Consider the following 25,737-nt stretch of genomic DNA (forward strand, 5'->3'; position numbering starts at 1 on the left):
ATGGCGTTATGAGGGTCTATATCCTGTTCGCCCGGTTGTCAGTCCCCGAGCGTCCTGCGGTACAGGAAGAAGGCGCGCTCGATCCGGGCACCCGCGCTGCCCGAGTAGAACGGGACCGGCCCGACCCAGCCGATCTGCGCCGCCGTCACGCCCGCCGCCCGTTGCTCGCGCAGGCAGCGGCGCAGCAGCACCCCGCCGATCCCCGAGCCCTCGGCCGCCGGGGCGGTGCCCATCGGGCCGAACCAGCTCGGCCGCGACGACCCGTACGCGGCGAAGCCGAGCACCTCGCCGTCGCGCTCGGCCAGGTGGCAGCCCGCCCCCTCCCGGTCCACCGAGCCGGCCAGTTCGGCGTCCCAGGCCCCGCCGAAGGTGGCGCGGGCGAACTCCCCCAGCGCCGGCAGGTCATTCGCCTCGGCGCGGCGGACCGTGACGCCCTGTCCGGCCAGCCGCGCCTCCGCCGGCTCCGTCGGGCGCAGCGCGGGCGAGCCGTCGTACGACAGGTCGGCGGTCATGTTCCACGCCGTCCGGTCCTGCCGGTAGCCGAGCGCCAGCGCGGCGCAGACCGCCGGGGTGTAGCGCACGTCGATCCCGGGCCAGGCGTAGTGCGGCGGATTGCCGGCGAGCAGCACCTCCACCGCGCCGAGCTCGGCGAGCCGCGCCTCGGCGGTCGCCAGCAGGGCCCTCCCGACACCGCGTCGCCGCTCCTCCGGCGCCACCGCGACCAGGTCGACGTGACCACGGGCGTCGCCGGCGCCGGCGGCGAGGGAGCCGATGAGCACACCGACGAGGCGCCCCTGCCGGTGCGCGCCCCACGCGAACACCGGGCGGTGGGCGGCGGCCCGCGCCCAGAGAGTGTCCACGATGGCCGGCGCCTCGGCCGCGTCCTCCGGCAGGTCCAGTGCCCGCCCGCAGAGCTCCACCACGGCGGGCCGCCGGTCGGGCCCCAGCTCGACGATCTTCAGGTCCATGGACGCCGACCCTAGGTCACCGGAGCGCTGCTGTTAAGCAGAGCCCCTGTCAGCGCCTGGGTCGGGCTCCGGAAGGGTCGGCGCGTCGGTGGGGTAGAGGCCGGCGACGAACCCGTACACCTGGTCGCCGGACCGGGGGATCTGGGCGAAGCGGCGGGCCAGCGCCTGCACCTCGGCCCAGAACGCGCGTACCTCCTCGATCGGGATGCGGGCGTGCACGAGGGTGCAGCGCAGGTCGTCGGCGGCGTGGGCGGCGGCGGATTCGGCGACGGCCTCCGCGAGCCCGTTGACGGCGGTCGCGACCTGTCTGTCCTCGGGACGGGTGAGTGCGCCGATGTAGAGCGTGCGGGCGACCCGGCCGTAGTACCGCTCGTCGATCGCCCGCACCCGCCGGGTCCGCACCACACGGAGCAGGCCGGCGTCGACGAGCGCGGTCACGTGGTAGGCGACGCTGCTCTTCGGCCGGTCGACCGCCCGGGCCAGCTCGGTCACCGTGGCGGCCCGCTCCAGGAGCAGCTCCAGGAGGGTGGCGCGCAGGGGATCGGCCAGCGCGCGAAGCTGCGCGGGCGCGGTGACCACGAGCAGGTCGTCGAGGTCGTAGTCCGGGATCCGCTCATTGCTCGACATTTATCGACCGTTCTAGAATCATGGATCATTCGATCGTTGTCGTCTGTTGACAGGAGTGTAGAGATGGCCGACGTGGTCCTGTTCCACCATCTGCTCGGGCTCACCGACGGGCTGCGCGAGTTCGCCGAACAGTTGCGGGCGGGCGGGCACACCGTGCACACCCCCGACCTGTTCGACGGTGAACGCCCGGCGACCCTCGACGAGGGCTTCGCGCTCACGAAACGCATCGGGCGCGAGGTGCTGCGCGAGCGCGCCGACCGGGCCGTGGCCGAGCTGCCCGACGGGCTGGTGTACGCGGGCTTCTCCTGGGGCGCCGCCACCGCCCAGCGGCTCGCCCAGACCCGGCCCGGCGCCCGTGGCGCGCTGCTCTACGAATCCTGCCTGCCCGTCACCGGCGAATGGGCCGTCGGTCCCTGGCCCGCCGGGGTCCCGGTGCAGATCCACGGCATGGACGCCGACCCGTTCTTCGCCCTGGAGGGCGACATCGAAGCCGCCCGCGAGCTGGTCGGCATCGTCGGCCCCGACCTCGGCGAGCTGTTCGTCTACCCGGGCGAGCAGCACCTGTTCACCGACAGCACGCTGCCGTCGTACGACGCGGAGGCCACGGCACTGGTGCTGCGGCGCTCGCGGGAGTTCCTCGACCGGCTGGGATGATCCGGCGCTCCGCCCCTCACCCCCGCGCCGCTTGCACGGCGGCGTACGCGTCGACCAGGCCGGCGCCGGTGATGTTCCGGTCACCCCCGCAGGTCTGCGTGGCCGACGCGTACGTGGTCACGGCCGGGGTCGCGGTGTCCCGCAGGATCTGCCGGGTGCGGGGCAGGTCGCCGACCAGCGCCGGGTTGGCCGACCACATCAGCGCCACCACGCCGGCCACCTGCGGCGTCGCCATCGAGGTGCCGCTCAGGACGGCGTACCCGCCGCCCGGCATCGCCGACAGCACCTCGTCGCCCGGCGCGACCAGGTCCGGCTTGGCCGCCCCCGGCACCGGCCCCCGCGACGAGAACAGGGTGACCTTGCGCTGCCGGTCCACCGCGCCCACGGTCAGCACGTCCGCGTACGGGGCGGGCGGGTCGTCGATCGAGCGGCAGTACGGCCCGGTGTTGCCGGCCGCGGCCACCACCATGACGCCGGCGGCGTCCAGGGCGGCGGTGGCCGGCCCGAGCACGCCCGGGTCGCAGCCCTCGAGCGCCGGGCAGCCCCACGAGTTGGTGAGGACGTCCGGCGCGCGCGCCGGGCGCCCGTCGGTGAACGGGTCCCCGCCCGCCGGGAAGGGCGCCAGCATGAACTGGAGGCAGTCCAGGTAGTACGCGGGGTTGCCGAGGTTGCGGTCCAGGTTGACGCAGCCGGCCCACCGGGCGCCCGGGGCGACCCCGATGCCGCCCCGGCCCACCGCGCTGCCCGTCGTGTGGGTGCCGTGCCCGCCCTGGTCGGTCGGCGCCCGGGTGCCGTTCCACGGGTCGTGCCAGGAGTCGTCGCCGCCCCGGAAGCCGCCCGCCAGCGCGGGATGCCCGCCGTCCACGCCCGAGTCCGAGCTGCCCACCACGATCCCGGAGCCGTCCACCCCGAGCTGGGACCAGACCCGGTCCGCACCGAGCATCCGGACGTTCCACTCGGGGCCGGCGGGCGCGGGCGCGGTGCCGCGACTGCGGCCGGCCGGCGCGGGCAGCGGTCGCACCCGCTGGCTGACCAGCACCCGGGCGACCTCGGGCCGGCGCGACAGCCAGGCCCGTACCGCCGGCCCGCCGTCCACCTCGACGGCGTTGACGAGGTAGTAGGGGGTGTGGTCGAGCCGCAGCCGGCGCAGGTCCCGGCGCAGGTCGGCCTGGGTCCGCTCGGCGGTCGCGACCAGCCGCCGGTGGACCTCGGTGACCCGGGCGTCCCGGCCGGCCCGACCGGTCGTCGCCGGGACGCCAGCGAGGTCGGCCTGCTCGCGCAGCACCACGAACAGCCGCTCGCCGTGCAGGCCGGGCTGCCCCGCGCCGACGGCCACCCCGCCGACCGCCAGCAGCAGCGCGGCGGCGGTCACCCCGGCCACCCGCCGGCTCGGCCGCCGGCCCCGGCCCAGCAGCACGCCGTACGTCACGGCGAGGACGGCCGCGACGGCGAGCCCGGCGCCGGCGGCGACGGCCACCCAGAACGGCACGTCGCGGGTGCTGGCCAGGAGGAGGGTGATCTCCTCGGGATCGGTGAAGGCCAGCGGGCCGAGCACGCCGAGCCCCACCAGCCAACGGGCCGCGGGACGCAGGGCGCCCGTCCCCGGTCGCCCGGCCGGCTCCCGGCCGTCGGCGCTGGCGGGCCCGGCCGGGAGCGGGCCCGAGGGGCCGGCCGGAGCGGCATCCAAGGAGCCGACGGAGGCGGCGTCCGGCGGGCCGGCCTGGGCCGGGCGGCGGGCCGCCGCGTGCAGGGCCGCCAGCGCGAAGCCGGCCGGCGGCAGGGTCAGCAGCAGGGGAAGCTGGGCCCCGGACTGGCCGACCCCGGCGGCGAGCAGCAGCAGCGCGACCCCGGCGACCAGCCCGCCGACCAGCACCAACCGGGTCGGCCGGGGCGGTTCGTCGACGGTGAAGCGGGACCAGAAGGCGTCGTCCAGCAGCGCCCCGGCCAGCACGCCCAGCCCGGCGGCGGCGACCCCGGCGAGCACCGTCTCCAGCAGCCCACCGAGGGCGCCCAGCCAGGCCCAGGGCAGCAGCAGCGCCAGCCCGCCGGCCACCCCGAGCAGCGTGACGGCCGACGCGGGCGCCCGGCGCGGGGCGGCCGAGGCGGGCACCCGGGGGGTCGCGAGCGCCGCGCGGCGGGTAAGCGCCCGCAGGACGAGGGCGGCCAGGCCGGCCGTGGCGGCCAGCGCGGCGAGGTACGCCTCGTGGTGCACCGGCGGCATCGCCCGGAGCAGTCCCAGCGCGCCGAGCGCGAGCGCCGCCGCCAGCCAGGTCCGGCCGGTGGTGCGGACCGCCGCCGAGCGGGGCAGCAGGGCCAGCGTCAGCGCGGGCGCCCCGACCAGCAGCACGGTGAACAGCACCGTCGCCGGCCAGAGCCAGACCACGCGGTCCAGCCCGGAGGCCAGCAGGACCTGATCGGCCAGCCAGCCGCCGAGCTGGCCGACGACGACGAGCCCGACCGTCCAGCAGCCGGTCACCGCCGCCGCCACCACCGCCCAGGGGCTCGGCGGGCCCGGCGTGGCCGACGGCCTCGGAACGGGATGACCAGCGGGGAACGGGGGGCCGACCTCCATCCTGCGACAGTACGGCGCGGACGGGCTGTCCCGCCGGGTGGCGGCGGCGGTTACCGTGGACGGGTGCGTGACCCCAACGTGTCCCGAACGACGGCCGGCCAGCTCTCCCCCGAGCGCCGGGCCGCCGACCTGCGCCGCCTGCGCTCCGAACGCTTCGACGTGCTGGTCATCGGCGGTGGCGCGACCGGGGCGGGTGCCGCCCTGGACGCCGCCTCGCGGGGGCTGAAGGTGGCACTGGTGGAGGCGCGCGACTACGCCGCCGGCACCTCCAGCCGCTCCAGCAAGCTCATCCACGGGGGCCTGCGCTACCTGGAGCAACTGGAGTTCCACCTGGTGCACGAGGCGCTCACCGAGCGCGGGCTGCTCGCCACCCGGCTGGCCCCGCACCTGGTCCGGCCGGTGCCCATCCTGGTCCCGCTGCCCGACGGGCAGGGCGTACGCGGCCTGCCGGCCCGGGTGTTGCGCCGCTCCTACTACGGTGCCGGCGTCGCGGCGTACGACGCCTTCGCCGGGGTCTTCGGCGGCGGGCGCGGCATGCCGCTGCACCGCCACCTGACCCGCGAGGGCACCCGCCGCGTCTTCCCCAGCCTGCGCGCCGACGCGGTGGCCGGCGCGATCCGCTACTACGACGGGCAGGTCGACGACGCGCGGCTGGTGGTGACCCTGGCCCGCACGGCGGCCAGCCTCGGCGCGACCGTGGTGAACAGCACCCGGGCGGTCGGGCTCATCCGGCAGGCCCGCGAGGTCACCGGCGTCCGGGTCCGCGACCTGGAGGCACCGCCCGGCTCCCCGGACGCCGAGTTCGAGGTACGCGCCCGCACCGTCATCGCCGCCACCGGCGTGTGGAGCGACGACATGTCGCGGATGCTGAACGACGTCGGGCTGCGCCCCGGCATCCGCGTCCGGGCCTCCAAGGGCGTGCACCTGGTGGTGCCCCGCTCGGCGATCACCGGCGAGGCCGGGCTGATCCTGCGTACGGCCACCAGCGTGCTCTTCGTCATCCCGTGGGGCGGGCACTGGATCATCGGCACCACCGACACCGACTGGCGGCTGGACCGGTCCCACCCGGCGGCCTCCGCCCGGGACATCGCATACCTGCTGGAGCAGGTCAACAAGGTGCTCGACCGGCCGCTCACGACGGCCGACATCGAGGGCGTCTACGCCGGGCTGCGGCCGCTGCTGGCCGGCGAGGCCGACTCCACCTCCAAGCTGTCCCGCGAGCACGCCGTCTTCGAGCCGATGCTCGGGCTGCTGCTGGTCGCCGGCGGCAAGTACACGACGTACCGGGTGATGGCCTCCGACGTGGTCGACCGGGCCGCCCACCGGCTCGGCGCCGTACGCCCCTCCCGCACCGCCGACCTGCCGCTGCTCGGCGCCGACGGCTACCCGGCGACGTGGCGGGACCGGGCGGACCTCGCCCGCCGGCACGGGATGCCGGTCGGGGTGGTCGAGCACCTGCTGGAGCGCTACGGCACCCTCACCCGCGACCTGCTCGCGCTGATCGACGCGGACCCGCTGCTGGCGTCCCCGCTGGCCGGCGCACCGGAGTACCTGGCCGCCGAGGTGGCGTACGCGGCCCGGGCCGAGGGGGCGCTGCACCTGGAGGACGTGCTCACCCGGCGGACCCGGATCTCCTTCGAGACGGCGCACCGGGGCCTGGAGTCGGCGGGCCACGCGGCCGAGCTGATGGGCGCGGTGCTCGGCTGGGACGAGGCCACCCGGGCCCGCGAGGTGGAGCACTACCGCGCCCGGGTGGAGGCGGAACGCGAGTCCCAGCTGATGCCCGACGACGCCACGGCCGACGCCGCCCGGCTCGGCGCGCCCGACGTACGGGGCTTCGCGGCGGACCGCGGCGCGGACGACGACCAGGCCGAACTGCCGTCCTCGTCCCGCTGACGGCCCGGCCCCGGTCACCCCTACATTCACCCGCCCCACCCCGGAGAGCGGTTACGGCCCTCACCCGGGGTGGGATAGGTTCCGGCCCGTGCCCTCCGCTTCCCGGTTGCGTCCGGTCCGCGCGTCCGTCGCCGCCCTGCTGGCCGCCACCCTCGCCGGCTGCTCGCTGCCCGGAAACGCCGACGACGGCCCCGCGCCGGGTCCGGCCGGCACCGGCCTGTCGCAGCCGGGGCCCGGCGGGGCGGCGACCGCCGGAAGGGGCGAGGTCAGCCTCCTCCAGCGGGTCGGCACGGACGGCCCGCTGCGCACGCTCAAGGTGGAACCGGACGGCAGGTGGGAGTGTGTCGACTGCGCCGGCGACGGCGTGACGTCGACCGGCGTGCTCGGCCCGGAACACGTCGCCCGGCTCCAGGAGCTGCTCGCCGACCCGGGGCTGGCGAAGGAGACCGACCAGGTCCGGTGCTACCAGGTCACCTGCATCGACGCGCTGACCTCCAGCCTGCTCACCTCGACCGGCCTGGTCACGTCGCAGGACTGCCCGGGCGAGGAGCACCCGCCCATCGCCAACGAGATCCTGCTGCTGCTCACCCAGGCCACCCCGGCCGAGATGACCGCCTGACGGCCGGGCCCGCGGCGGAGGCCCGCCCGGGACCGGCGTCCGGACCGCGGCCGGCGGAGGGCCGTCGCGCCGGGCCCGTCAGAGGACCTTGCCGGGGTTGAGCAGGCCGGCCGGGTCCAGGGCGGCCTTGATCGCCTGGTGTACCCGCAGGCTCACCGGGCCGATCTCGCGGGCCAGCCAGTCGCGCTTGAGCAGGCCCACGCCGTGCTCGCCGGTGCAGGTGCCGCCCAGGTCCAGGCCGAGGCGCATGATCTCGTCGAACGCACGCCGGCCGCGTTCGAGGCTCGCCGGGTCGGCCCGGTCCACCACGATGTTCGGGTGTATGTTGCCGTCGCCGGCGTGGCCGACCACGCCGATCGGCACGTCACACTCCACCGCGATCCGGGCCACCCCGTCGAGCAGCGCCGCCAACGCGCCCCGGGGGACCGCCACGTCGTCGATGACCAGGCCGCCGTTGCCGCCCGGGTAGGTCTCCGCCGCGAACTTCTCCATCGCCGGGTGTGCGAGCCGGCGCGCCTGCAACAGGGCCGCCGCCTCCACGGCGTCGGTGGCCGCGTAGACCTCGTCGGCGCCGGCCGCCTCGCAGACCGCGGCCAGGCCGGCCAGGTCGTCGGCCGCGCGGGGGCCGGTGTCGGCGGCGGCCAGCAGCAGTGCCTGGGCGTCCGTCCGCAGCCCCATCGGACGGTACGCCTCGATCGCCCGCAGGTGCGTCCGGTCGAGCAGCTCCAGCAGGCTGGGGGAGAGCCCTCGAGCGGCGATCTCGGCCACGGCCGCGCCGGCGGCGGCGGTGGACGGGAAGACCGCCACCATGGTCAGCGACTCCGCCGGGGCGGGCCGCAGCGCCACCGTCACCTCCGTGATCACCCCGAGCGTGCCCTCGGAGCCGACGAAGAGCCGGGTGAGGTCGTACCCCGCCACCCCCTTGGCGGTACGCCGACCGGTGCGCAGCACCTCGCCGGAGGCGAGCACCACCTCCAGGCCCAGCACGTACTCCGTGGTGACGCCGTACTTGACGCAGCACATGCCGCCGGCGTTGGTGGCGACGTTCCCGCCGATCGTGGACGACTCCCACGAGCCCGGGTCGGGCGGGTACCACAGCCCCTGCTTCGCCACGGCGGCGGCGAGCGTCGCGTTGACCACGCCGGGCTGCACCACGGCGATCCGGCTCACCGGGTCGATCTCCAGCACGGCGTCCATCGCGACCATGCTGATCACCACCGCGCCGTCGACCGCGTTCGCCGCGCCGGCCAGCCCCGTGCGCGCCCCCTGCGGCACCACCGGTACGCCGTGCCGCGCCGCCGCCCGCAGCGCGGCGGCCACCTGTGCGGTGGTGCGGGGACGGACCACGACCAGGGGCGTGCCGGCGGCGCAGAGGTCGGCCTCGTCCCGCTCGTGCATCCGCAACAGGTCCGGGTCGGTCAGGACCGCGTCGTCGCCGAGCGCCGCCCGCAGGTCGTCGAGGAGGGGGGATCCGGCCATGTCGCCGAGGCTACGGTCGGTCCCGCGCGATCACCAACCGGTCCCCGGTGCGGGGTACCTTGGCCGGCATGCTCTACCTGGACCGGCCCGCCTGGCCGTGGCGGGGGCGGCTCTGGTCCCACCTGATCAGCGACGTCTCCCCCGCCGAGCTGCACGCCTTCGCCGAGATGCTGGGCGCGCCCCGCCGGGGGTTCGACCGGGACCACTACGACATCCCGGCCGACCGGTTCGCGATGGCGGTCTGGCTGGGCGCCCGGGTGGTGCCGAGCCGGGAGCTGGTGCGCCTGCTCCGCGAGGCCGGCCTACGCCGCCCCAAGCACCTGGCCCGCCCACCCCGCGTCGATCATGCAGTTGTGGTGCCCCGCAAAAGGCACGAAGCAGCGCTTACCGCCCACCACAACTCCATGATCGACACGGAAGGGGGCGCGGAAGGGGGTGCGGGAGGTTAGGGGTCAGTGGAGGGTGGAGAGTTCGCGGGTCAGGTTGGCGCGGGCCCGGGGCTCCCAGCGGCGGGCCAGGGGCGGCAGCCGGAACAGCGCCGGCAGGGCGAGCAGGCCGGCGAGCACCCGGGCCCGGCCCGTCCGGAAGTCGGGCTCGGGCACGTGCGCGTACTCCCGTCGGATCGCCGCTGCGTAGCGGTCGTACGCCTCGGGTGGCGCCGCCAGGACGGCGAGGTCGGCGTCGCAGAGCAGCGCACCGTCGGCGTCGCCCGGCTCCACGGCGTGCCCGGCGGTGAGCAGCACCAGCCGGCGCACCTCGGCCACGGCGTCGGCCGGCAGGCCCGCCCGGGTGAGCAGTGTCCCGGCGAGCGCCGCGCTGTCGCGCTCGTTGGCGTCGCCCCCGGCGCGCGGGTCGTAGACGGCGTCGTGGCACCAGGCCGCGAGGCGCACCAGGTCCGGCCGCCCGGCGGCCGGCGCGTGGGCGTCGACCACGTCGAGGACGGCCGTCAGGTGGTCGGCGTCGTGGTAGTGCCGGTGCGGCTCCCGCCAGCGGGCCAGCAGGTCCTCGCCGACCCGGGTCAGTTCCGCCGCGTCGGTCGCTCCGGCGCCCCGGGCCGCGGCCCGCCACCGGTCGAGAAGGTCGACCACCCGGCCGAGTCTGCCCTACCGCCGTCGTCGGCGAGGATTCACCCGGCGCGGCACGGGTAGTCCCCGCCATGGCCGTGGCCCGGGACCGTCGACCCTCACTGGTGCGACGCGCCATACTGCGCGACCGGGGCAAGGAACTCGACGCGGCCCGGGTCGCCCAGGCCGTGAAGACGTTGCGGCACCGCAGCAAGACCACCCTGCACGACCGCCTGCACCGGCTGCGGATGGCGATGGGCCTCGCCGTGCAGGCCGGCCTCGCCGCCGGACTGTCCTGGCTGGCGGCGCACGAGCTGCTCGGCAACCCGCAGCCGGTCTTCGCGCCGATCTCCGCGGTCGGCACCCTCGCCGCCTCGGTCGGCCAGCGGTTCCGCCGCACGGTCGAGTTGATCGTCGGAGTGGCCATCGGGGTCGCCGTCGGCGACTTCCTCATCTACCTGCTCGGCACCGGCCCGTGGCAGCTCGGGCTGGTGGTCACCCTGGCCATCATGCTGACCATCTTCGCGGGCGCCAGCGTGGCCATCGTCATCCAGGCGGCGGCCACAGCGGTGCTGATCGTCACGCTCAGCCCGTCGACCGAGAACCTGGAGATCCCCCGGTTCATCGACGCGTTCATCGGCGGCGGCATCGCGCTGCTGGTTACCGCCGTCCTGCTGCCGCTCAATCCGCTGCGGGTCATCAACCGGGCCGCCCGGCCAGCCCTGGACCTGCTCGCCGCCCAGCTCGACATGGCCGCGGACGCCCTGCGGGAACGGGACCGGGACAAGGCCCAGCGGGCTCTGGACCGGCTCCGCAACAACCAGGAGGAGCTGACCGCCTTCACCGAGGCCATCGAGGGGGCGAAGGAGACCGCCACGCTCTCACCGGCCCGGTGGCACCGGCGGGACGAGCTCACCCACTACGCCGAGGCCGCCGACCCGATCGACCGGGCGATGCGCAACGCCGGCACGCTGACCCGGCGCGCGGTGACCCTGATCGAGGACGAGGAGCCCATCCCGGAGACGATGCCGGACGCGGTGGCGCATCTCGCCGAGTCGGTACGCCTGCTCAAGCACGAGTTCGCCGTCGGCGAGGAGCCGGAGCAGGCCCGGGAGCGGGCGCTGCGCGCGGTCAGCGAGGCCGGCCGGGCGTACGCCGACGGGGTCGGCTTCTCCGGCAGCGTGGTGATCGCGCAGGTGCGGACCACCGCCAGCGACCTGATGGTGGCCTCCGGCATCAGCCAGGAGGACGCGAACCGCGGAGTCCGGCAGTCCTTCGGCGACCAGGACCGGCCGGGCGGCGAGGGGGAGCGGGACGATGCCCCGAAGCCGCCCGCCGCCCCGCCGCTCGGCTGACCCGCACCCCCGTCGACCCGGTCAGATCCGCAGCGCGCGGGCGAGGCGGCGGACGGCCTCGTCCATGAGGTCGGGCGGGGCGGCGGCGTAGGTGAGGCGGAGGTGGGGGGGCCGGGGGTTCGGCGGCGTACCAGGGGCGGCCGGGGAGGACGACGACGCCTTCGGCTGCCGCGGCGGCGGCCAGCGTGACGTCGTCGGTGCCCTCCGGCAGGCGTACCCACAGGTGCATGCCGCCGCGCGGGACCGGCTGCCGGGCCAGCTCCGGCAGGTGCCGGCGGAGCGCGGTCAGCAGCGCCTCGCGGCGGGTCCGCAGGGCGGTGCGCAGGGCGCGGCGGTGGCGCGCCCAGGCCGGGGTGGTGACGAACTCGACCGTGGCCTGTTGCAGTGGCCCGGCGACGAAGAAGTCGTCGAGCAGCCGGGCCGCCCGCAGCCGGGCGCCGGCCGGGCCGCGGGCGCCGATCGCGGCGACACGCAACCCGGGAGCGGTCGACTTGGTCAGCGAACGCAGGTAGACGACGTGCCCGTCGGGGTCGTCGGCGGCCAGCGGTGGCGGGGCCTGGCCGTCGATGGTGAGGTCGCGGGCGTAGTCGTCCTCGATGAGGAACGCCCCGGCGTCGCGTACGGCCTCGGCGACCCGGGCCCGGCGGTCCTCCGCGAGCGTCGCGCCGTGCGGGTTGGCGTACAGCGGCTGGCAGTAGAACAGCCGGGCGCCGGTGCGGGCGAACGCGGCGGCGAGCTGGTCGGGGCGTACCCCGTCGGCGTCGGCGGGCACGGGCACCACCCGGAGGCCGGCCGCCCGGGCGGCGGCCAGCGCGCCCAGGTAGGTCGGCGACTCGACGAGCAGGGCGTCGCCGGGCGCGGCGAGCGCCCGCAGCGCGGACGACAGGGCGGCCTGTCCGCCCGGGCAGACCACCATGTCCTCGGCGCGCAGCCCGGCCCCCGACTCGCGGGCGAACCAGGCGCGCAGGTCTTCGCGCCCCTCGGCCGGCCCGCGCCGCCAGGACGCGGGCTGCCGGGCGGCGCGGGTGAGCGCGGCCCCGAGCGCGGCGGCGGGTTGCAGCTCCCCGTCCAGGTAGCCCCCCGACAGCGGGATCGCTCCTGCGGGCGGTAACGCCAGTAGCGCCTGCATCTCGTCCTCGCCCGGCCGGCGGGGGCCGAGCGCCACGGTCTGCCACGACAGGTCGGGGGCGCGCCACTCGCGTGGCGCCGCGGCCACGAAGGTGCCCCTGCCGGCTCGCGTCTCGACCAGGCCCTCAGCCACGAGCTGGCGGACGGCCTCGGCGACGGTGACCGGGGAGGCCTGGTGCCGGGCGGTCAGCTCGCGCACCGAGGGCAGCCGCGTGCCGGGATCCGCGGCAGCCGCGAGCCCGCGCAGGTCTTGGACGACGCGGTCGGCTGCGTTACCGTCATTCATGAACGGGAACAGTAGCGCTACTGTCAGGACCACGGTAACGGTGGACCGGAAGGTCGGTCTCGCCCTCGGCGCGCTGGGCGTGCTCGCCTTCAGCATGTCGCTGCCCGCGACCCGCGTCGCCGTGCAACAGCTCGACCCGTGGTTCGTCGCCTTCGGCCGGGCCGTCGGCGCGGCGCTGCTGGCCTGGGCGTACCTGCGATCCACCGGCGCCCCGCGGCCCACGCGCGGTCAGTGGCGCCGGCTGACGGTCGTCGCCCTCGGCGTCGTCGTCGGTTTCCCGCTGTTCACCTCGCTGGCGCTCAGCACCCAGACCTCCGCGCACGGCGCGGTCGTCATCACCGTGCTGCCCGCCATGACCGCCGTGTTCGCGGTGCTGCGGGCCGGTGAGCGACCGCCGCCGCTGTTCTGGGCCGCCAGCGCCGGCGGGCTGCTGGCGGTGCTCGCCTTCCTCGGCGCCAGCGGCGCGGTACGCGGGGCCCTCGCCCCGCCCGACCTGTTCCTGCTCGCGGCGGTCGTGCTCTGCGGCCTGGGGTACGCCGAGGGCGGAGCGCTCGCCCGCGAGCTGGGCGGCGCCCGGACGATCTGCTGGGCGTTGCTGCTCTCGCTGCCCGTCACCGTGCCCGTCATGGTCGTCGCCGCCGTGGCCGCCCCGCCGCGCGCCGACCCCGTCGCCTGGTCGGCGTTCGGCTACCTCACCGTGGTCTCCATGTTCCTGGGCTTCTTCGCCTGGTACGCGGGCCTGGCCCGGGGCGGCGTCGCGCAGGTCGGGCAGGTCCAGCTCGCCCAGCCGGTGCTCACCCTGGCCTGGTCGGCGCTGCTGCTCGGCGAGGCCGTCACCCCTGCCTCGATCGCGGCGGCGGTGGCCGTGCTGGCGTGTGTGGTGCTGATCCAGCGCACCCGCGACCGCGCGCCGGCAGCCGCGGTGGGGAGGGCCTGACGGGGACGGTGTGGGGGCGCACCGGAATCGGCCGCCCCGCCGGCCCGGGGGAGTGGGCCGGCGGGTGCTCCCGGTCGGTCAGGCCAGCGCGGCGAGGGCGGCGAGCAGCCGGTCCACGTGCCCGGTCGTGCTGCCCAGGCCGATGCTGGCGCGCAGGGCGGTCGGCGGCAGGTCCCGCCGGCCGCTGCGGGCGGCCGCCTCGTCGAGCAGCCGCCGGGCCAGCGGGTGGGCGCAGAAGAGGCCGTCGCGCACCCCGATGTCGTACGTCGCCGCGAGTTCCGCCGCCACCTCCGTCGAGTCCCGGCCGGCCACCACGAACGACACGATCCCCACCCGGGGCGCCGCCGGCCCGAACATGCGCAGCTCCAGCACGTGCGGCAGGGCCGCGAGGCCCTCGCGCAGCCGGGTCAGCAGAGCCTGCTCGGCGTCGTGCAGGGCGGCCCGGTCCGCGTCGGCCAGCGCGGCGCAGACCGCTGCCAGGGCGACCGCGCCGAGCAGGTTCGGGGTGCCCGCCTCGTGCCGGGCCGGGCCGGTCGCCCACCGTACGTCGTGGGTGGCCGCCCCGACGTGGCTGGTGGCGCCCCCGCCGGCCAGGTACGGCGGCGCGGCGTCCAGCCAGTCCGCGCGCCCGACGAGCACCCCCGCGCCGAACGGGGCGTACAGCTTGTGGCCGGAGAGCGCGAGGTAGTCGACGTCGAGGGCGGCGACGTCCACCGGCGCGTGCGGGGCGAGCTGCGCGGCGTCCACCGCGATCCGGGCGCCGTGCCGCCGGGCCACCCGGGCCAGCTCGGCCACCGGCCAGCGCTCCCCGGTCACGTTGCTCGCGGCGGTCACCGCCACCAGCACGGGCGGGCCCTGCTGCGCGCTGCGGGGGCTCGACGGGGCCGGCCTGCGCAGCTCGCCGAGCGCCGCGTCCAGCGCGCGGACCGCCCCGGCGGGATCCGGGGGCACCGGCAGCCGCACCGAGCCACGCGGCCAGGGCAGCAGGTTGGCGTGGTGCTCCCCGCCGAAGGTGACCACCGTCGTGCCGGCGGGCAGCGCCCGGGCCAGCAGGTTCAGCGCGTCGGTGGTGTTGCGGGTGAAGACCACGTGGTCGCTGGCGCGGGCGCCGAGGAAGTCGCCGACCGCCTGCCGGGCGCGCTCGTAGGCGAGGGTGCAGCGCCGCGACAGCGCCCCGGCGCCGCGGTGCACGCTGGCGTACCAGGGCAGCAGCTCGGCCACCGCGTCGGCCGCGGCCCGCGCGCAGGGCGCGGTGGCCGCGTAGTCGAGGTTCACCTGGCCGGGTACGCCGAGCACGTCGAGCGGGTCGGCGACGGCGGGCGGCTGCGGCGCGGGCGGGGGTACGAGGGTGACGGTCATGGCCGACCTCCGGGTCCAGGGACCCCGGGTGGGCGCACACGGGCGGGGTCCGCGCTTGCCCGGCACGCGATCGGGCCGGGCCCGGTCATCACCCGGGGCACCCCACCGCGAACTCGACGAGGGTTGCCGGCCAGCAAGCCGGGGCTTGACGCTGGCGCTCGTGACCTGCCCGCAGCATAGCCGGGTGAATGCGGCCGGACCAGGCGGCCGGGGATGGCTACGCTGACCGCATGGCCGACACCCCGCCCGGCGCACCCCTGCCGCCGTCGCCGACCGCGCCCGCCGTCCCGCCGCCCGGTGGGTCGGGGCCCGGGATGCCGCTGCGTCGGTTGGGGTGGCGTCGGGCCCTGGTGCTGGCCGGCGCCGTCCTGTTCATCGCGGCGTGCGCGCTGTTCATGCTCTTCACGCTGGGCGAGAACCTGGGCGTCGAGGCGCTGCTGATCGGCGTGGCCGCCGCGATCCTCCCGGTTCCGGTGCTGGTGGCCTGTTTCCTCTGGCTGGACCGCTACGAGCCGGAGCCCCTGAAGTACCTGATCTTCTGCTTCGCCTGGGGGGCGTTCGTCTCCACCGCGGCCTCGCTGACCGTCAACGAGTTCTCCGCCGGGCTGTTCGAGGACTGGGGGCTGCCGACCGCGCTGACCGCGGTGCTGGTCGCGCCGTTCATCGAGGAGCTGACCAAGGCCATCGGGCCGATCCTGCTGCTGATCTTCCGCCGGCGGGAGATCTCCGGGATCACCGACGCGCTGGTCTACTGCGGGCTCTCCGCGATCGGCTTCGCCATGGTGGAGAACATCCTCTACCTGGGCGGCCACGGCTACGCCAGCGGCGCGGAGCGGTACGGGCCGGCGACCGGCACCCAGCAGGTCATCGCCATCTTCATCGTCCGGATCCTGCTCTTCGGCTTCGCCCACCCGCTCTTCACCTCCATGACGGGGGTGGGGCTGGGCATCGCCGCGCGCACCGCCAGCCGGTGGGTCCGGGTGCTCGCCCCGCTCGCCGGCCTGCTGCTGGCGATGATGCTGCACGGGCTGTGGAACCTGCTGCCGACGCTCACCCAGGCCACCGGCCAAGCGTTGATCATGTTGTACGGCTTCATCGGCGTGATGGTGCCGGTCTTCTTCGCCATGGTCGGGCTCGCCCTGTGGCTGCGGGCCTGGGAGGGGCGGCTCACCGAGCGGATGCTGCCGGACTACGTGCGGGCGGGCTGGCTGACCCCGCCGGAGGTGGCGGCGCTGAGCAGCCTGGGGCGGCGGCACGCGGCCCGGGTGTGGGCCAAGCGGGTGGCCGGCGACGGCGGGCTGAGGGCGATGCGTGGCTACCAGTTCGCGGCGACCCGGCTGGCGCTGCTGCGCGACGGCGCACTGCGTGGCCTGGACCGGCGTCCGGCGGACCGGGAGCGGACCGCGCGGGAGGAGCGGGAGCTGCTGGAGGCGATCGGCGCGTACCGGTCGTTCTTCGTGGGCCGGGATCCGCAGGTGCCGGCGGGAATCTGGGACGGGCACCGCTACCACCTGCGGTTCCCGGACGGCACGCAGCGGTCGGTCGAGGCGCCGGACGAGCCCGTCGTGCCGATCCCGGTGGTGCTCGTCCCGCCACCCCCGCCACCGGCCGGCTTCGGCCCGCCCGGCTGGTACGGCCAGCAGCCGCCGGCGCCGTGGCACCCCGGCCGCCCCTGAGCCCGGTCGTCAGGTCATCAGGCTGGTGAGGAAGTCACCGAGGCCCTGCGCCATCGCCATCAGTCCCGCCCCGATCGCCTTGAACATCTCCGCCGCGCCCTCCGGCCGGAAGGCCATGAAGTAGATCAGGAACGCGACGCTCCCCCAGAGCAGAATCTTCTTCACGAGTACCGGCATCGCGTCCCTCCCCAGGGCCGGTGATGCGGCTGGCTTCCCGGCGGGGGGCGACGCAAACGGCACCGGCGCCCTCATCCGGGTGGGCGGGCCGGGGGTGGGCTCAGAGGTAGAGGCCGGTGGAGTCGTTCTCGACCCGCTCGGCGGCCACGGCGTGCACGTCGCGTTCGCGCAGCAGCACGTACCCGCGGCCGTGCAGTTCGACCTCGGAGCGGTCGTCGGGGTCGAAGAGGACCCGGTCGCCCGAGACGATGGCGCGCACGTTCGGCCCCACGCCCACGGCGGTGGCCCAGGCCAGCCGCTTGCCCACGGCGGCGGTCGCCGGAATCACGATGCCGGCGGTGGAGCGTCGCTCACCCTCGCTCCCCTCCATCCGCACCAGCACACGGTCGTGCAGCAGGCGGATCGGCAGCTTGGAGTCGAGATTCTGGTCGGCGGTCACGCCGCAGACGCTACCGTGTCCCGGTCGGCGGTCCGTGGGCGGTTACGCGCCGGGGGCCGGGGGCAATGTGTGGCGGACCTGCCCTACGGTGGCGTCGTCGGACGTATCCTGTCCGCCCACCGGCGTGGGCGGGCCGGTCTCTTGCCAGGAGGTGCGCTTGAGCCGCTTCGAGCAGATCCGCGGACGGCTCCGTCGCGCGTACGAGTCGGGCCGGGAGGCGGCGCGGGCACGCCGCACGGATCCGGTCGACGGCCCCGAGTCGGCCGGCGTGGCCTCGCCGACGTCCCCCGGCCCGGTGGCGGCGCCGTCCGCGACCGTCGTCGGCGCCCCGCCGCCCGGGGCGATGCACAACTCCACCTCCAGCCGGGACGACGCGGACGTGCCGCACGCGTTGCGGATCGCCGCCGCGTGGTCCTGGCGGCTGATCGTGATCGGCGTCGTGGCCTGGGCGCTGCTGAAGGTCGTCGGCACCGTCCGGATCGTGGTCATCCCGCTGGCCGTCGCGCTGCTGCTCTCGGCGCTGCTCGCGCCGGCGGTCGGCTGGCTGCTGCGGGCCCGCCTTCCCCGGTCCATGGCGACGGCGGTGGTGCTGGTGGGCGGCCTGGCCGCGGTGATCGGGACGCTGACCCTGGTGGTGAACGAGTTCATCCAGGGCGTGCCGGAGCTGAGCAAGAAGTCCTCCGAGGGCGTCCGGCAGATCCAGGACTGGCTGAAGACCGGCCCGCTGCACCTCTCCGACGGCCAACTCGACAACTACATCGAGGAGGGCCAGAAGTGGATCAACAACAACACCGAGAAGTTCACCAGCGGCGCCCTCTCCACGGCCGCCACGCTGGCTGAGGTGCTGACCGGCACGCTGCTGGTGCTCTTCGCCACGTTCTTCTTTCTGCGCGACGGCAACAAGATCTGGCGCTTCCTGGTCCGGCTCCTGCCGGTGGCCGCCCGCTGGAAGGTCGACGACGCCGGGCGGGCGTCCTGGGCGACGCTGGTCGCCTACGTCCGGGCGACCGTGCTGGTCGCCTTCATCGACGCGGTCGGCATCGGCGTCTTCCTGGTCATCTTCGACATCCCGTTCGCCTTCCCGCTCGCCGCGCTGGTCTTCCTCGGTGCGTTCATCCCGATCGTCGGTGCGACCCTGTCGGGCGTCGTCGCGGTCCTGGTCGCGCTGGTCGACAGCGGCCCGGTGACCGCGCTGATCATCCTCGGCGCGGTGATCGGGGTGCAGCAGGTGGAGGGGCACCTCCTCCAGCCGCTGATCATGGGCCGGGCGGTGGCCATCCACCCGCTCGCGGTCATCATCGGCATCGCGGCCGGCGTGGTCCTCGCCGGGATCACCGGCGCGCTGGTCTCGGTGCCGCTGATCGCCGTGCTCAACACGGCCGTCCGGCGGCTCGCCGCCCGCACCGTTCCGGACACCCCGCCCGACGCCGTCGTCGTCGCCTCCCAGGCGCCCTGACGGGTCAGACCTTGGCGAGGCGGTCGAGGGCGCCCCGGGCGACCTCCGGCCGGGTGGTGTACCAGAACGGCGGCAGCGACCGGCGCAGGAACGGCCCGTAGCCCCGGGCCGTCTCCAGGCGCGAGTCGAGGACCGCCACCACGCCCTTGTCGCCCGTCGACCGGATCAGCCGCCCCACCCCCTGGGCCAGCCGGATCGCGGCGATCGGCACGCTGACCGCCGCGAAACCCGACCCCCCGCCGGCGTCCACCGCCGCGGCCCGCGCCGCCGCCAGCGGCTCGTCCGGCCGGGGGAAGGGCAACCGGTCGATGACCACCAGCTGGCAGGAGTCGCCCGGCACGTCGACGCCCTGCCAGAGTGACATCACCCCGAACAGGCAGCTGGACTTCTCCTCCCGGAACCGGCGGACCAGCAGCGGCAGCGCCTCCTCGCCCTGGAGCAGGACCGGCAGGTCGGTCCGCGCGCGCAGCAGCTCCGCCGCCTGCTGCGCGGCCCGCCGGGAGGAGAAGAGGCCGAGGGTACGCCCGCCGAGCGCGGTGACGAGCTCGAGCAGCTCCTCGCCGGCCGCGTCGGGCAGCCCGGAGACGCTGGGCCGGGGCAGGTGCGCGGCGACGTACAGGATGCCCTGCCGGGGGTAGTCGAACGGCGAGCCGACGTCGAGGGAACGCCAGCCCGGCCCCGAGGTGGCCGGAGCCCCCGCTGCGCCACCCTGTGCGGCGCCGTCCTGCGCCCGGCCGCCCTGGGCCGCGCCGCCGTCAGACGGTCCGGTGCCTCGTGCCGGTGCGGCGCCGGGGCGCCCGGCGGACCTGGCGGCCAGCGCGGCGGCGGCCGGTGACGGCGGGTCGGCCGGGGGCGCCTCCAGGCCCAGCGCCCGGGCCACCGTGTCGAACCGGCCGCCCAGCGTCAGCGTCGCCGAGGTGGCGACGACCGTGCGCTCCTCGTAGAGATGAGTGGCGAGCGTGCCGGCGACCGAGAGCGGCGCGACCACCAGCGCCCGGCGGCCGGTGTTGTCGTTCTTCTCCACCCAGGCGACGTCGTGGTCGGCCTCCTCCAGCAGCCGCTGCGCGGTGGCGGAGAGCTCGTCGAGCACCGCCTTGGCCTGCTGCTTGCGCACCGGGTCCGGGTCGTCGGCCTTGACGTCGCCGATCGCGTCGAGCGCCGCCCGGGTGGCCGCGTCGAGCAGGGTGCACGCCTCACGCAACGGGGACGGCAGCCCCGAGGTGATCCGCCCGGCCGGCGCCTCGGCCAGCCCGACGGCCAGGGCGTCGCCGGCCGCGGTCAGCGACTCGGCGACGTCCGGCCGCAACAGCGGGCGGGCCCGCTTCGCGGAGCGGTCGATCAGCTCCGGCACCAGCTCGGCCTGCGCGGCGGAGGAGACCCGGTCGGCCAGCTCGTGTGCCTCGTCGACGATGAGCAGCTTGTGCGGCGGCACGATGTGCCGGCCGGCCAGCATGTCCACCGCGAGCAGGCTGTGGTTGGTGACCACGATGTCGGCCTCCCGGGCGCGGGCCCGGGACGCCTCGGCGAAGCACTCCGCGCCGAACGGGCAGCGGGACGCGCCGACACATTCCCGGGCCGGCATGGAGACCAGCCGCCAGGCCTGGTCGTCGACGCCCGGGTCCAGCTCGTCGCGGTCGCCGGTGTCGGTCTTCTCCGCCCAGTCGCGCAGCCGCTGCACCTGCTTGCCGAGCCGCCCCGCCTCGCCGAGCCACTTCGTGCCGCCGCCGGGGCGCGCCGCCGGGGCGTCGAAGAGGGTGTCCTCCGGCTCGTCCTCCGTGGAGTTGTCCAGCCGGGCCAGGCAGAGGTAGTGGTGCCGCCCCTTCAGCACCGCGAAGGTGGGCCGCCGGCCGAGCACCGGCTCCACGGCGTCGGCGAGCCGGGGCAGGTCGTGGTCGACCAGCTGGGACTGCAACGCCAGGGTGGCCGTGGAGACCACCACCGGGCCGTCCACGGTCAGCGCGGGCGTCAGGTAGGCCAGCGACTTGCCGGTGCCCGTGCCGGCCTGCACCAGCAGGTGCTCCCGCGCCTGCACGCACTCCTCGATGGCGGTCGCCATCTGCTGCTGGCCGGGACGCGCCGCCCCGCCCGGCACCGCGCCGACCGCGGCGGCGAGCAGCTCCACTCCGCTCGGCCGGGCGCCCCGCCGCCGGCCTCCGGTGCGGGGCGAGGGGGCGGCGGAACCGGTGGCGAGGCGCGGAGTCACCGTGCGACGGTACCCGTCGTCCCCGACACCGGCCGCGCCGATCCGGGCGTGGCGTCGTCACGGTACGGTCTCCCACCGACCGCGTCCGGTTACTTCCGTGCGGCGATGGATGGGCGGTATCGGTTAGGGTGCGACTCATGCCGAGCGACGTGGTCCGCGTGATCTACCGCAAGTACGACGGCAGCGCCCACCGCGACTACCCGGCCCGCCGGCTGGCCGAGGACGAGCTCGGCGTCTGGCTCGGCGTGACCGAGGGCACGAAGTCCGTCTACCACGGCCGGCCGTCGGTGGAGCAGATCCCGTTCGTCCTCCTGGTGCCGCACCACGCCTGGTGGACCGGCATGTTCAACCCGCCGCCACGGACCAGCGAGGTCTACTGCGACATCGCCAGCCCGGCCCGCTGGGAGAACGACGACACCGTCCACCTCATCGACCTCGACCTCGACGTGGTGCGCCGCCGGACCACCGGCCTGGTGGAGCTGCGCGACGAGGACGAGTTCGCCGAGCACCGGGCCCGCTTCGGCTACCCCGACGACGTGGTGTCGCAGGCCGAGGCGGCGGCCCGGTGGCTCCTCGACGCACTGGGCGACGGCACCGAGCCGTTCGCCACGTCGTACCGGAAGTGGCTGGCCCTGGTGGTCTGACCGTCGGCGCGGCCGGCATCCGACGGCGGAACCGCCGGGGTCAGCGGGTCTGGCCGCCCGCCGACGGGGACGCCGGGTGTCACCAGCGCGGCGGCCAGCCGTCCTCCTCCGCCAGCGGCGGCAGGTCGCCCAGCTTCTCCGGATTCAGCTGGTGGAAGACCCCGGTCACCCGGCCCTCGTCCACCGTGAGGGCGGCCACCACCCGCAGCGGTCGCCCGTCCGCGTGCCGGGTCTCCAGGTGCAGGCCCTCGACGCCGTCGACGAGCACCCGACGGGAGCGCAGCGTCCCGCCGTAGCGCCCGGCACGCCCGAACAGACCCAGGAGGAAGCGGGCCACCGCGTCGGCCCCGAGCACCGGCCGCCGGGCCGCCGGGAAGTGGCCGCCGCTGTCGCCGATGGCGACCACGTCCGGGGCGAGCACCCGTACCAGCGCGGCAAGGTCGCCCGACTCGACGGCGGTCACGAAGGCGGCGAGCACGTGACGCTGCTCGACCGCGTCGGCAGTGTGCCGGGGCGCGTCGGGCGCGTGCACCGCCCGGCGGGCCCGGGAGGCGAGTTGGCGGGCGGCGGCGTCCGTCGTACCGAGCACCTCGGCGATCTGGGCGAACGGCACGGCGAAGACGTCGTGCAGCACGAAGGCCACCCGCTGCTCCGGCGCGAGGCGTTCCAGCACCACCAGCAGGGCGGTGCCGACCTGATCGGCGCGGACCGCCCGCTCCGCGGGGTCGGGCGCGAAGCCGTCGGGGCGCGGGCCCTGGTCGAGCGGCGTCACCACCGGCTCCGGCAGCCACTGGCCGGGGTACGCCTCGCGCCGTACCCGGGCCGAGCGGAGCACGTCCAGGCAGATCCGGGCGCAGGTGGTGGTCAGCCAGGCGCCGAGGTGCCGGATCTCGGCGCGGGCCGCCGGGTCGGCGAGCGCGGCGGCGTACCGCAGCCAGGTCTCCTGCACGGCGTCCTCGGCCTCGCTGCGGCTGCCCAGCATCCGGTGCGCCGCCCCCAGCAGCCGCCCCCGCTCGGCCTCGAACTCCGCCACCATCTCCCGCACGCTGCCCCCGCTCCACTGCCGGGGCGCGACCGCCCCGCCCGCCCGCAATTCTCCCGCCCCGACCCCCACACCCCAAGACCGCCGTCGATCATGCAGTCGTGGTGCCCCGCATAACGGGCCAAGTAGGCTATTCCACCCGGCACAAGTGCATGATCGACGGCCCCGGGACCGGGGACGGGCCCGGGGTCGGGGTGGGGTGTGGGCGGGGTTGGCGGGCGGGTGGGGCGGATGTGGGTCATGATCCGGTGATGCGAGGGGTCGAGGGGAGCGGCGTGGGCCGCGATGCCGTGGGTCGGGCCGACGTCGTCGTGGGGCCGGTCGGAGGGACGATGCGGGAGCTGCTCCGGGTGGCGCCCGGCGGGGCGGTCGACCTCGGGGCGGTCGATCCCCGGTCGACGCCCGGGCTGCCGGGGCGGGAGGTGACCGGCCCGCAGCGCAAGGAGTGGGCCCGTGGCCAGCTCACGCTGATCGGCGCGGAACTGGGCAGGCAGCAGGAGATGCTCTTCGCCGAGGCCAAGGCCCGGCAGTCGGCGGCTGGCGGCGTCGAGGGGGCCCGTGGGGCGGGTGGGCGTCGCGTGCTGCTGGTGCTCCAGGCGATGGACAGCGGGGGCAAGGACGGCACCGTCAAGCGCGTGGCCGGCGCGATGAACCCGCTGGGCCTGCACGTCCGCTCGTTCGGCCCGCCCACCCCCGAGGAGCTGCGGCACGACTTCCTGTGGCGGATCCGGCGGGCGCTGCCGCCGCCCGGTTACGTCGGGGTCTTCAACCGCTCGCACTACGAGGACGTGCTCGTGGCGCGCGTCGAGTCGCTGGTGCCCGAGTCGATCTGGCAGGCCAGGTACGACGAGATCAACGCGTTCGAGCGGGAGCAGGCCGAGGCCGGGGTGGCCCTGGTGAAGGTGTTCCTGCACATCTCGTACGCCGAGCAGGGCCGGCGGCTGCTGGAGCGGCTGGACGAGCCGCGCAAGCACTGGAAGTACGACCCCTCGGACGTCGACGCCCGCGCCCGCTGGGACGACTACCAGGCCGCGTACGCCGAAGCCCTGGGCCGGTGCGGCACGGACGCCGCGCCCTGGTACGTGGTGCCGGCGGACCGCAAGTGGTACCGCGACTGGGCCGTCGCGCACCTGCTCCGCGAGACGTTCGACACTCTCGATCTCGGGTATCCGCCTGCCGGTTTCGACGTCCGGCGCGAACGGGAGCGGCTGCTGGGATCGGAGAGAACGGCGTAGGTGAACAGCAGGTGAACGACCGGTGAATGTGGCCTGACCTGGGGGAGGCCGCGCGATTCCCGGTTCCGTCGTTTTCTAGCATTCCCAGGCGGGCACCCTCCGGGCGACCGCCACCCTTCCACCGACACGACGAGGTCCGTGCTGTGAAGTTTTCCTTCCGCCCGAACGAGGGCGCCTTCTACGAGCTCTTCACCAGGGCCGCGCAGAACCTGGTGAAGGGCACCGAACTGCTCAACGAGCTGGCCCTGCCCGGGGTGGAGGTGCAGTCGGTCAGCGAGCGGCTCACCGAGGTGGAGCACGACAGCGACCAGATCACCCACGAGTTGTACAAGAAGATCAACTCGACCTTCATCACGCCGTTCGACCGGGAGGACATCTACCGGCTCGGGTCGCTGCTCGACGACGTGATGGACCACCTCGAAGCGGTCGGCAACCTGCTCTACCTCTACGGCCTGACCAAGCTCCCCTCGCTGCCCCGCGAGATGCACGAGATGGTCAACGTCCTGGACGCGCAGGCGAAGCTGACCGCCGACGCGATGCCGCGACTGAGGTCGATGAAGGATCTCGAGGACTACTGGATCGAGTGCAACCGGCTGGAGAACGACGGCGACCAGGTGTACCGGATGCTGCTGGTCCGCCTCTTCTCCGGCGAGTACGACGCGCTGACCGTGCTGAAGATGAAGGAGGTCGCCGACGAGCTGGAGGCCGCCTGCGACGCCTTCGAGCACGTGGCCAACACCGTCGAGACCATCGCGGTCAAGGAGTCCTGATCCTGTGAGTCCCGAACTCATCGCCGTGCTGGCGGTGATCGCGGTGGCGTTGGCGTTCGACTACACCAACGGCTTCCACGACGCCGCCAACGCGATCGCGACCAGCATCTCCACCCGGGCGCTCACACCCCGGGTGGCCCTGGCCATGGCGGCGGTCGGCAACTTCATCGGCGCCCACTTCGGCGCCGAGGTCGCCAAGACCGTCGGCAGCGGGCTGGTGAAACTGCCCACCGGCACGGCGAGCCTCGGCATCGTCTTCGCAGGCGTGATCGGCGCGATCGTGTGGAACCTGGTCACCTGGTACTTCGGCCTGCCGTCGTCCTCGTCGCACGCGCTGATCGGCGGCCTGGTCGGCTCGACCGTCGCCGCGTCCGGCACGGTCCTCTGGACCGGCATCGGGGAAAGCGTGATCATCCCGATGGTCCTCTCGCCGATGGTCGGCTTCGTGCTCGGCTACATCGTCATGATCGCCGTGCAGTGGATCTTCCGGAAGGGGCACCCGGGCCGGCTCAACCGTGGCTTCCGCTGGGCGCAGACCGCGTCCGCCGCCGCCATGTCGGTCGGCCACGGCATGCAGGACGCCGCCAAGACCATCGGCATCGTGGTGCTCGCCCTCTACGTCGGCGGCTACCAGGACGACCCCAGCTTCATCCCGGAGTGGGCGTTCTGGACGTCGGCCGCCGTGCTGGCCGCCGGCACGTACGCCGGTGGTTGGCGGATCATCCGGACCCTGGGTCGTAAGATCATCGACCTCCGGCCGCCGGAGGGCTTCGCCGCCGAGACCGTCGCCAGCGGGGTGCTCTACTTCAACGCGCTGGTCCTCGGCGCGCCGATCTCGACGACCCACACGATCACCTCGGCGATCATGGGTGTCGGCGCCACCAAGCGGCTCTCCGCCGTCCGGTGGGGCGTGGCCGGCAACATCGTCGGGGCGTGGATCCTCACCTTCCCGGCCGCCGGCTCGATCGGCGCCCTGATGTACTTCCTGGTCCGCCCGCTCTTCAGCTGAGGCTGTGCGGACGCCGGTGTAAGGAAGGGCCCCTTGCTAACGCTATGCGCTTGGGTTCTAGGGATCGTTGCAACGCCTGACCTGATCAGGGGTTGCAGTGTTCGAGATCCGTGGAGATCGCCGGCCGCAGGGAGCGAAGAAG

21 protein-coding genes, 3 pseudogenes and 1 riboswitch are annotated in these 25,737 nt (G+C 75.4%); of the genes and pseudogenes, 12 read left to right on the top strand and 12 right to left on the bottom strand.

Annotated features, from left to right (window positions below):
• Positions 1-38: 38 nt before the first annotated feature.
• The gene (locus EV374_RS27025) at positions 39-968 is read right to left on the bottom strand and encodes a GNAT family N-acetyltransferase (RefSeq protein WP_132239976.1); all 930 of its coding nucleotides are present in this window, start codon (positions 966-968) and stop codon (positions 39-41) included.
• A gap of 33 nt (positions 969-1,001) precedes the next feature.
• A complete protein-coding gene (locus EV374_RS27030) occupies positions 1,002-1,595 on the bottom strand; it encodes a winged helix-turn-helix domain-containing protein (protein ID WP_132239977.1) in 594 nt (197 codons plus the stop codon).
• Positions 1,596-1,658: 63 nt separating this feature from the next.
• Here EV374_RS27030 and EV374_RS27035 point away from each other — a divergent pair, with 63 nt between their 5' ends.
• Complete coding sequence (locus tag EV374_RS27035; protein ID WP_132239978.1) at positions 1,659-2,249, top strand: dienelactone hydrolase family protein; 591 nt, start codon at positions 1,659-1,661, stop codon at positions 2,247-2,249.
• A gap of 16 nt (positions 2,250-2,265) precedes the next feature.
• Here EV374_RS27035 and EV374_RS27040 read toward each other — a convergent pair whose 3' ends face one another.
• Complete coding sequence (locus EV374_RS27040) at positions 2,266-4,821, bottom strand: S8 family serine peptidase (protein ID WP_132239979.1); 2,556 nt, start codon at positions 4,819-4,821, stop codon at positions 2,266-2,268.
• Between the two features lie 78 nt (positions 4,822-4,899).
• On the opposite strand from EV374_RS27040, the gene EV374_RS27045 reads away from it, so the two are divergent.
• Complete coding sequence (locus EV374_RS27045; protein ID WP_132239999.1) at positions 4,900-6,717, top strand: glycerol-3-phosphate dehydrogenase/oxidase; 1,818 nt, start codon at positions 4,900-4,902, stop codon at positions 6,715-6,717.
• 88 nt (positions 6,718-6,805) lie between these two features.
• Positions 6,806-7,336, top strand: coding sequence for a hypothetical protein (locus EV374_RS27050; protein WP_132239980.1), 531 nt, complete (start codon positions 6,806-6,808; stop codon positions 7,334-7,336).
• A 78-nt stretch (positions 7,337-7,414) separates the two neighbouring features.
• On the opposite strand, the gene EV374_RS27055 is transcribed toward EV374_RS27050, so the two are convergent.
• The gene (locus EV374_RS27055; protein ID WP_132239981.1) at positions 7,415-8,815 is read right to left on the bottom strand and encodes an FAD-linked oxidase C-terminal domain-containing protein; all 1,401 of its coding nucleotides are present in this window, start codon (positions 8,813-8,815) and stop codon (positions 7,415-7,417) included.
• 68 nt (positions 8,816-8,883) lie between these two features.
• Between EV374_RS27055 and EV374_RS27060 the strand changes: the two genes are divergently transcribed.
• Entirely contained in the window at positions 8,884-9,264 is a 381-nt protein-coding gene (locus EV374_RS27060; RefSeq protein ID WP_486485987.1) for a DUF4031 domain-containing protein, read from the top strand.
• 3 nt (positions 9,265-9,267) lie between these two features.
• On the opposite strand, the gene EV374_RS27065 is transcribed toward EV374_RS27060, so the two are convergent.
• The gene (locus EV374_RS27065) at positions 9,268-9,903 is read right to left on the bottom strand and encodes an HD domain-containing protein (RefSeq protein WP_132239982.1); all 636 of its coding nucleotides are present in this window, start codon (positions 9,901-9,903) and stop codon (positions 9,268-9,270) included.
• 74 nt (positions 9,904-9,977) lie between these two features.
• Here EV374_RS27065 and EV374_RS27070 point away from each other — a divergent pair, with 74 nt between their 5' ends.
• Positions 9,978-11,234, top strand: a complete 1,257-nt coding sequence (locus tag EV374_RS27070; RefSeq protein WP_486485990.1) for an FUSC family protein — start codon at positions 9,978-9,980, stop codon at positions 11,232-11,234.
• A gap of 21 nt (positions 11,235-11,255) precedes the next feature.
• Here EV374_RS27070 and EV374_RS27075 read toward each other — a convergent pair.
• Positions 11,256-12,648 (bottom strand): annotated as a pseudogene (locus tag EV374_RS27075) (aminotransferase-like domain-containing protein).
• 40 nt (positions 12,649-12,688) lie between these two features.
• Between EV374_RS27075 and EV374_RS27080 the strand changes: the two are divergent.
• Positions 12,689-13,585, top strand: a complete 897-nt coding sequence (locus EV374_RS27080; RefSeq protein ID WP_486485988.1) for a DMT family transporter — start codon at positions 12,689-12,691, stop codon at positions 13,583-13,585.
• A 78-nt stretch (positions 13,586-13,663) separates the two neighbouring features.
• Here the strand turns inward: EV374_RS27080 and EV374_RS27085 are convergent, their stop codons facing one another.
• On the bottom strand, positions 13,664-14,944 hold the full coding sequence (locus EV374_RS27085) for an aminotransferase class V-fold PLP-dependent enzyme (RefSeq protein WP_132239985.1): 1,281 nt from the start codon (positions 14,942-14,944) through the stop codon (positions 13,664-13,666).
• A gap of 46 nt (positions 14,945-14,990) precedes the next feature.
• Positions 14,991-15,110, bottom strand: a riboswitch (SAM riboswitch).
• A 22-nt stretch (positions 15,111-15,132) separates the two neighbouring features.
• Between EV374_RS27085 and EV374_RS27090 the strand changes: the two genes are divergently transcribed.
• Positions 15,133-16,620 carry a PrsW family intramembrane metalloprotease gene (locus EV374_RS27090; RefSeq protein WP_132239986.1) on the top strand — a complete coding sequence of 496 codons (1,488 nt, stop codon included), beginning with the start codon at positions 15,133-15,135 and terminating at the stop codon, positions 16,618-16,620.
• 9 nt (positions 16,621-16,629) lie between these two features.
• Here the strand turns inward: EV374_RS27090 and EV374_RS32785 are convergent, their stop codons facing one another.
• Both EV374_RS32785 and EV374_RS27095 read right to left on the bottom strand, forming a co-directional pair.
• A complete protein-coding gene (locus EV374_RS32785) occupies positions 16,630-16,797 on the bottom strand; it encodes a hypothetical protein (protein ID WP_165947924.1) in 168 nt (55 codons plus the stop codon).
• 100 nt (positions 16,798-16,897) lie between these two features.
• Positions 16,898-17,236, bottom strand: a complete 339-nt coding sequence (locus tag EV374_RS27095; protein WP_121400053.1) for a GroES family chaperonin — start codon at positions 17,234-17,236, stop codon at positions 16,898-16,900.
• Positions 17,237-17,393: 157 nt separating this feature from the next.
• Between EV374_RS27095 and EV374_RS27100 the strand changes: the two genes are divergently transcribed.
• A complete protein-coding gene (locus tag EV374_RS27100) occupies positions 17,394-18,692 on the top strand; it encodes an AI-2E family transporter (protein ID WP_486485989.1) in 1,299 nt (432 codons plus the stop codon).
• A gap of 4 nt (positions 18,693-18,696) precedes the next feature.
• Here EV374_RS27100 and EV374_RS33630 read toward each other — a convergent pair.
• Positions 18,697-19,392 (bottom strand): annotated as a pseudogene (locus EV374_RS33630) (ATP-dependent DNA helicase); the annotation flags it as partial.
• A 150-nt stretch (positions 19,393-19,542) separates the two neighbouring features.
• Positions 19,543-20,963, bottom strand: a pseudogene (locus tag EV374_RS33635) (ATP-dependent DNA helicase); the annotation flags it as partial.
• A 69-nt stretch (positions 20,964-21,032) separates the two neighbouring features.
• Here EV374_RS33635 and EV374_RS27110 point away from each other — a divergent pair.
• Positions 21,033-21,539, top strand: a complete 507-nt coding sequence (locus EV374_RS27110; RefSeq protein ID WP_132239988.1) for a ribonuclease FAU-1 family protein — start codon at positions 21,033-21,035, stop codon at positions 21,537-21,539.
• A 79-nt stretch (positions 21,540-21,618) separates the two neighbouring features.
• Here the strand turns inward: EV374_RS27110 and sigJ are convergent, their stop codons facing one another.
• A complete protein-coding gene (sigJ, locus tag EV374_RS27115) occupies positions 21,619-22,575 on the bottom strand; it encodes an RNA polymerase sigma factor SigJ (protein ID WP_486485991.1) in 957 nt (318 codons plus the stop codon).
• A 338-nt stretch (positions 22,576-22,913) separates the two neighbouring features.
• Between sigJ and EV374_RS27120 the strand changes: the two genes are divergently transcribed.
• The 3 genes from EV374_RS27120 to EV374_RS27130 all read left to right on the top strand — a co-directional run bounded on the left by EV374_RS27120 (position 22,914) and on the right by EV374_RS27130 (position 25,595).
• Positions 22,914-23,816 (top strand): PPK2 family polyphosphate kinase, encoded by a 903-nt coding sequence (locus EV374_RS27120; RefSeq protein ID WP_132239990.1) that lies wholly within the window; start codon positions 22,914-22,916, stop codon positions 23,814-23,816.
• 143 nt (positions 23,817-23,959) lie between these two features.
• A complete protein-coding gene (locus tag EV374_RS27125; protein WP_132239991.1) occupies positions 23,960-24,586 on the top strand; it encodes a DUF47 domain-containing protein in 627 nt (208 codons plus the stop codon).
• Positions 24,587-24,590: 4 nt separating this feature from the next.
• Positions 24,591-25,595, top strand: coding sequence for an inorganic phosphate transporter (locus EV374_RS27130; RefSeq protein ID WP_132239992.1), 1,005 nt, complete (start codon positions 24,591-24,593; stop codon positions 25,593-25,595).
• Positions 25,596-25,737: the final 142 nt, after the last annotated feature.

The sequence above is a fragment of the Micromonospora sp. CNZ303 genome (assembly GCF_004345505.1).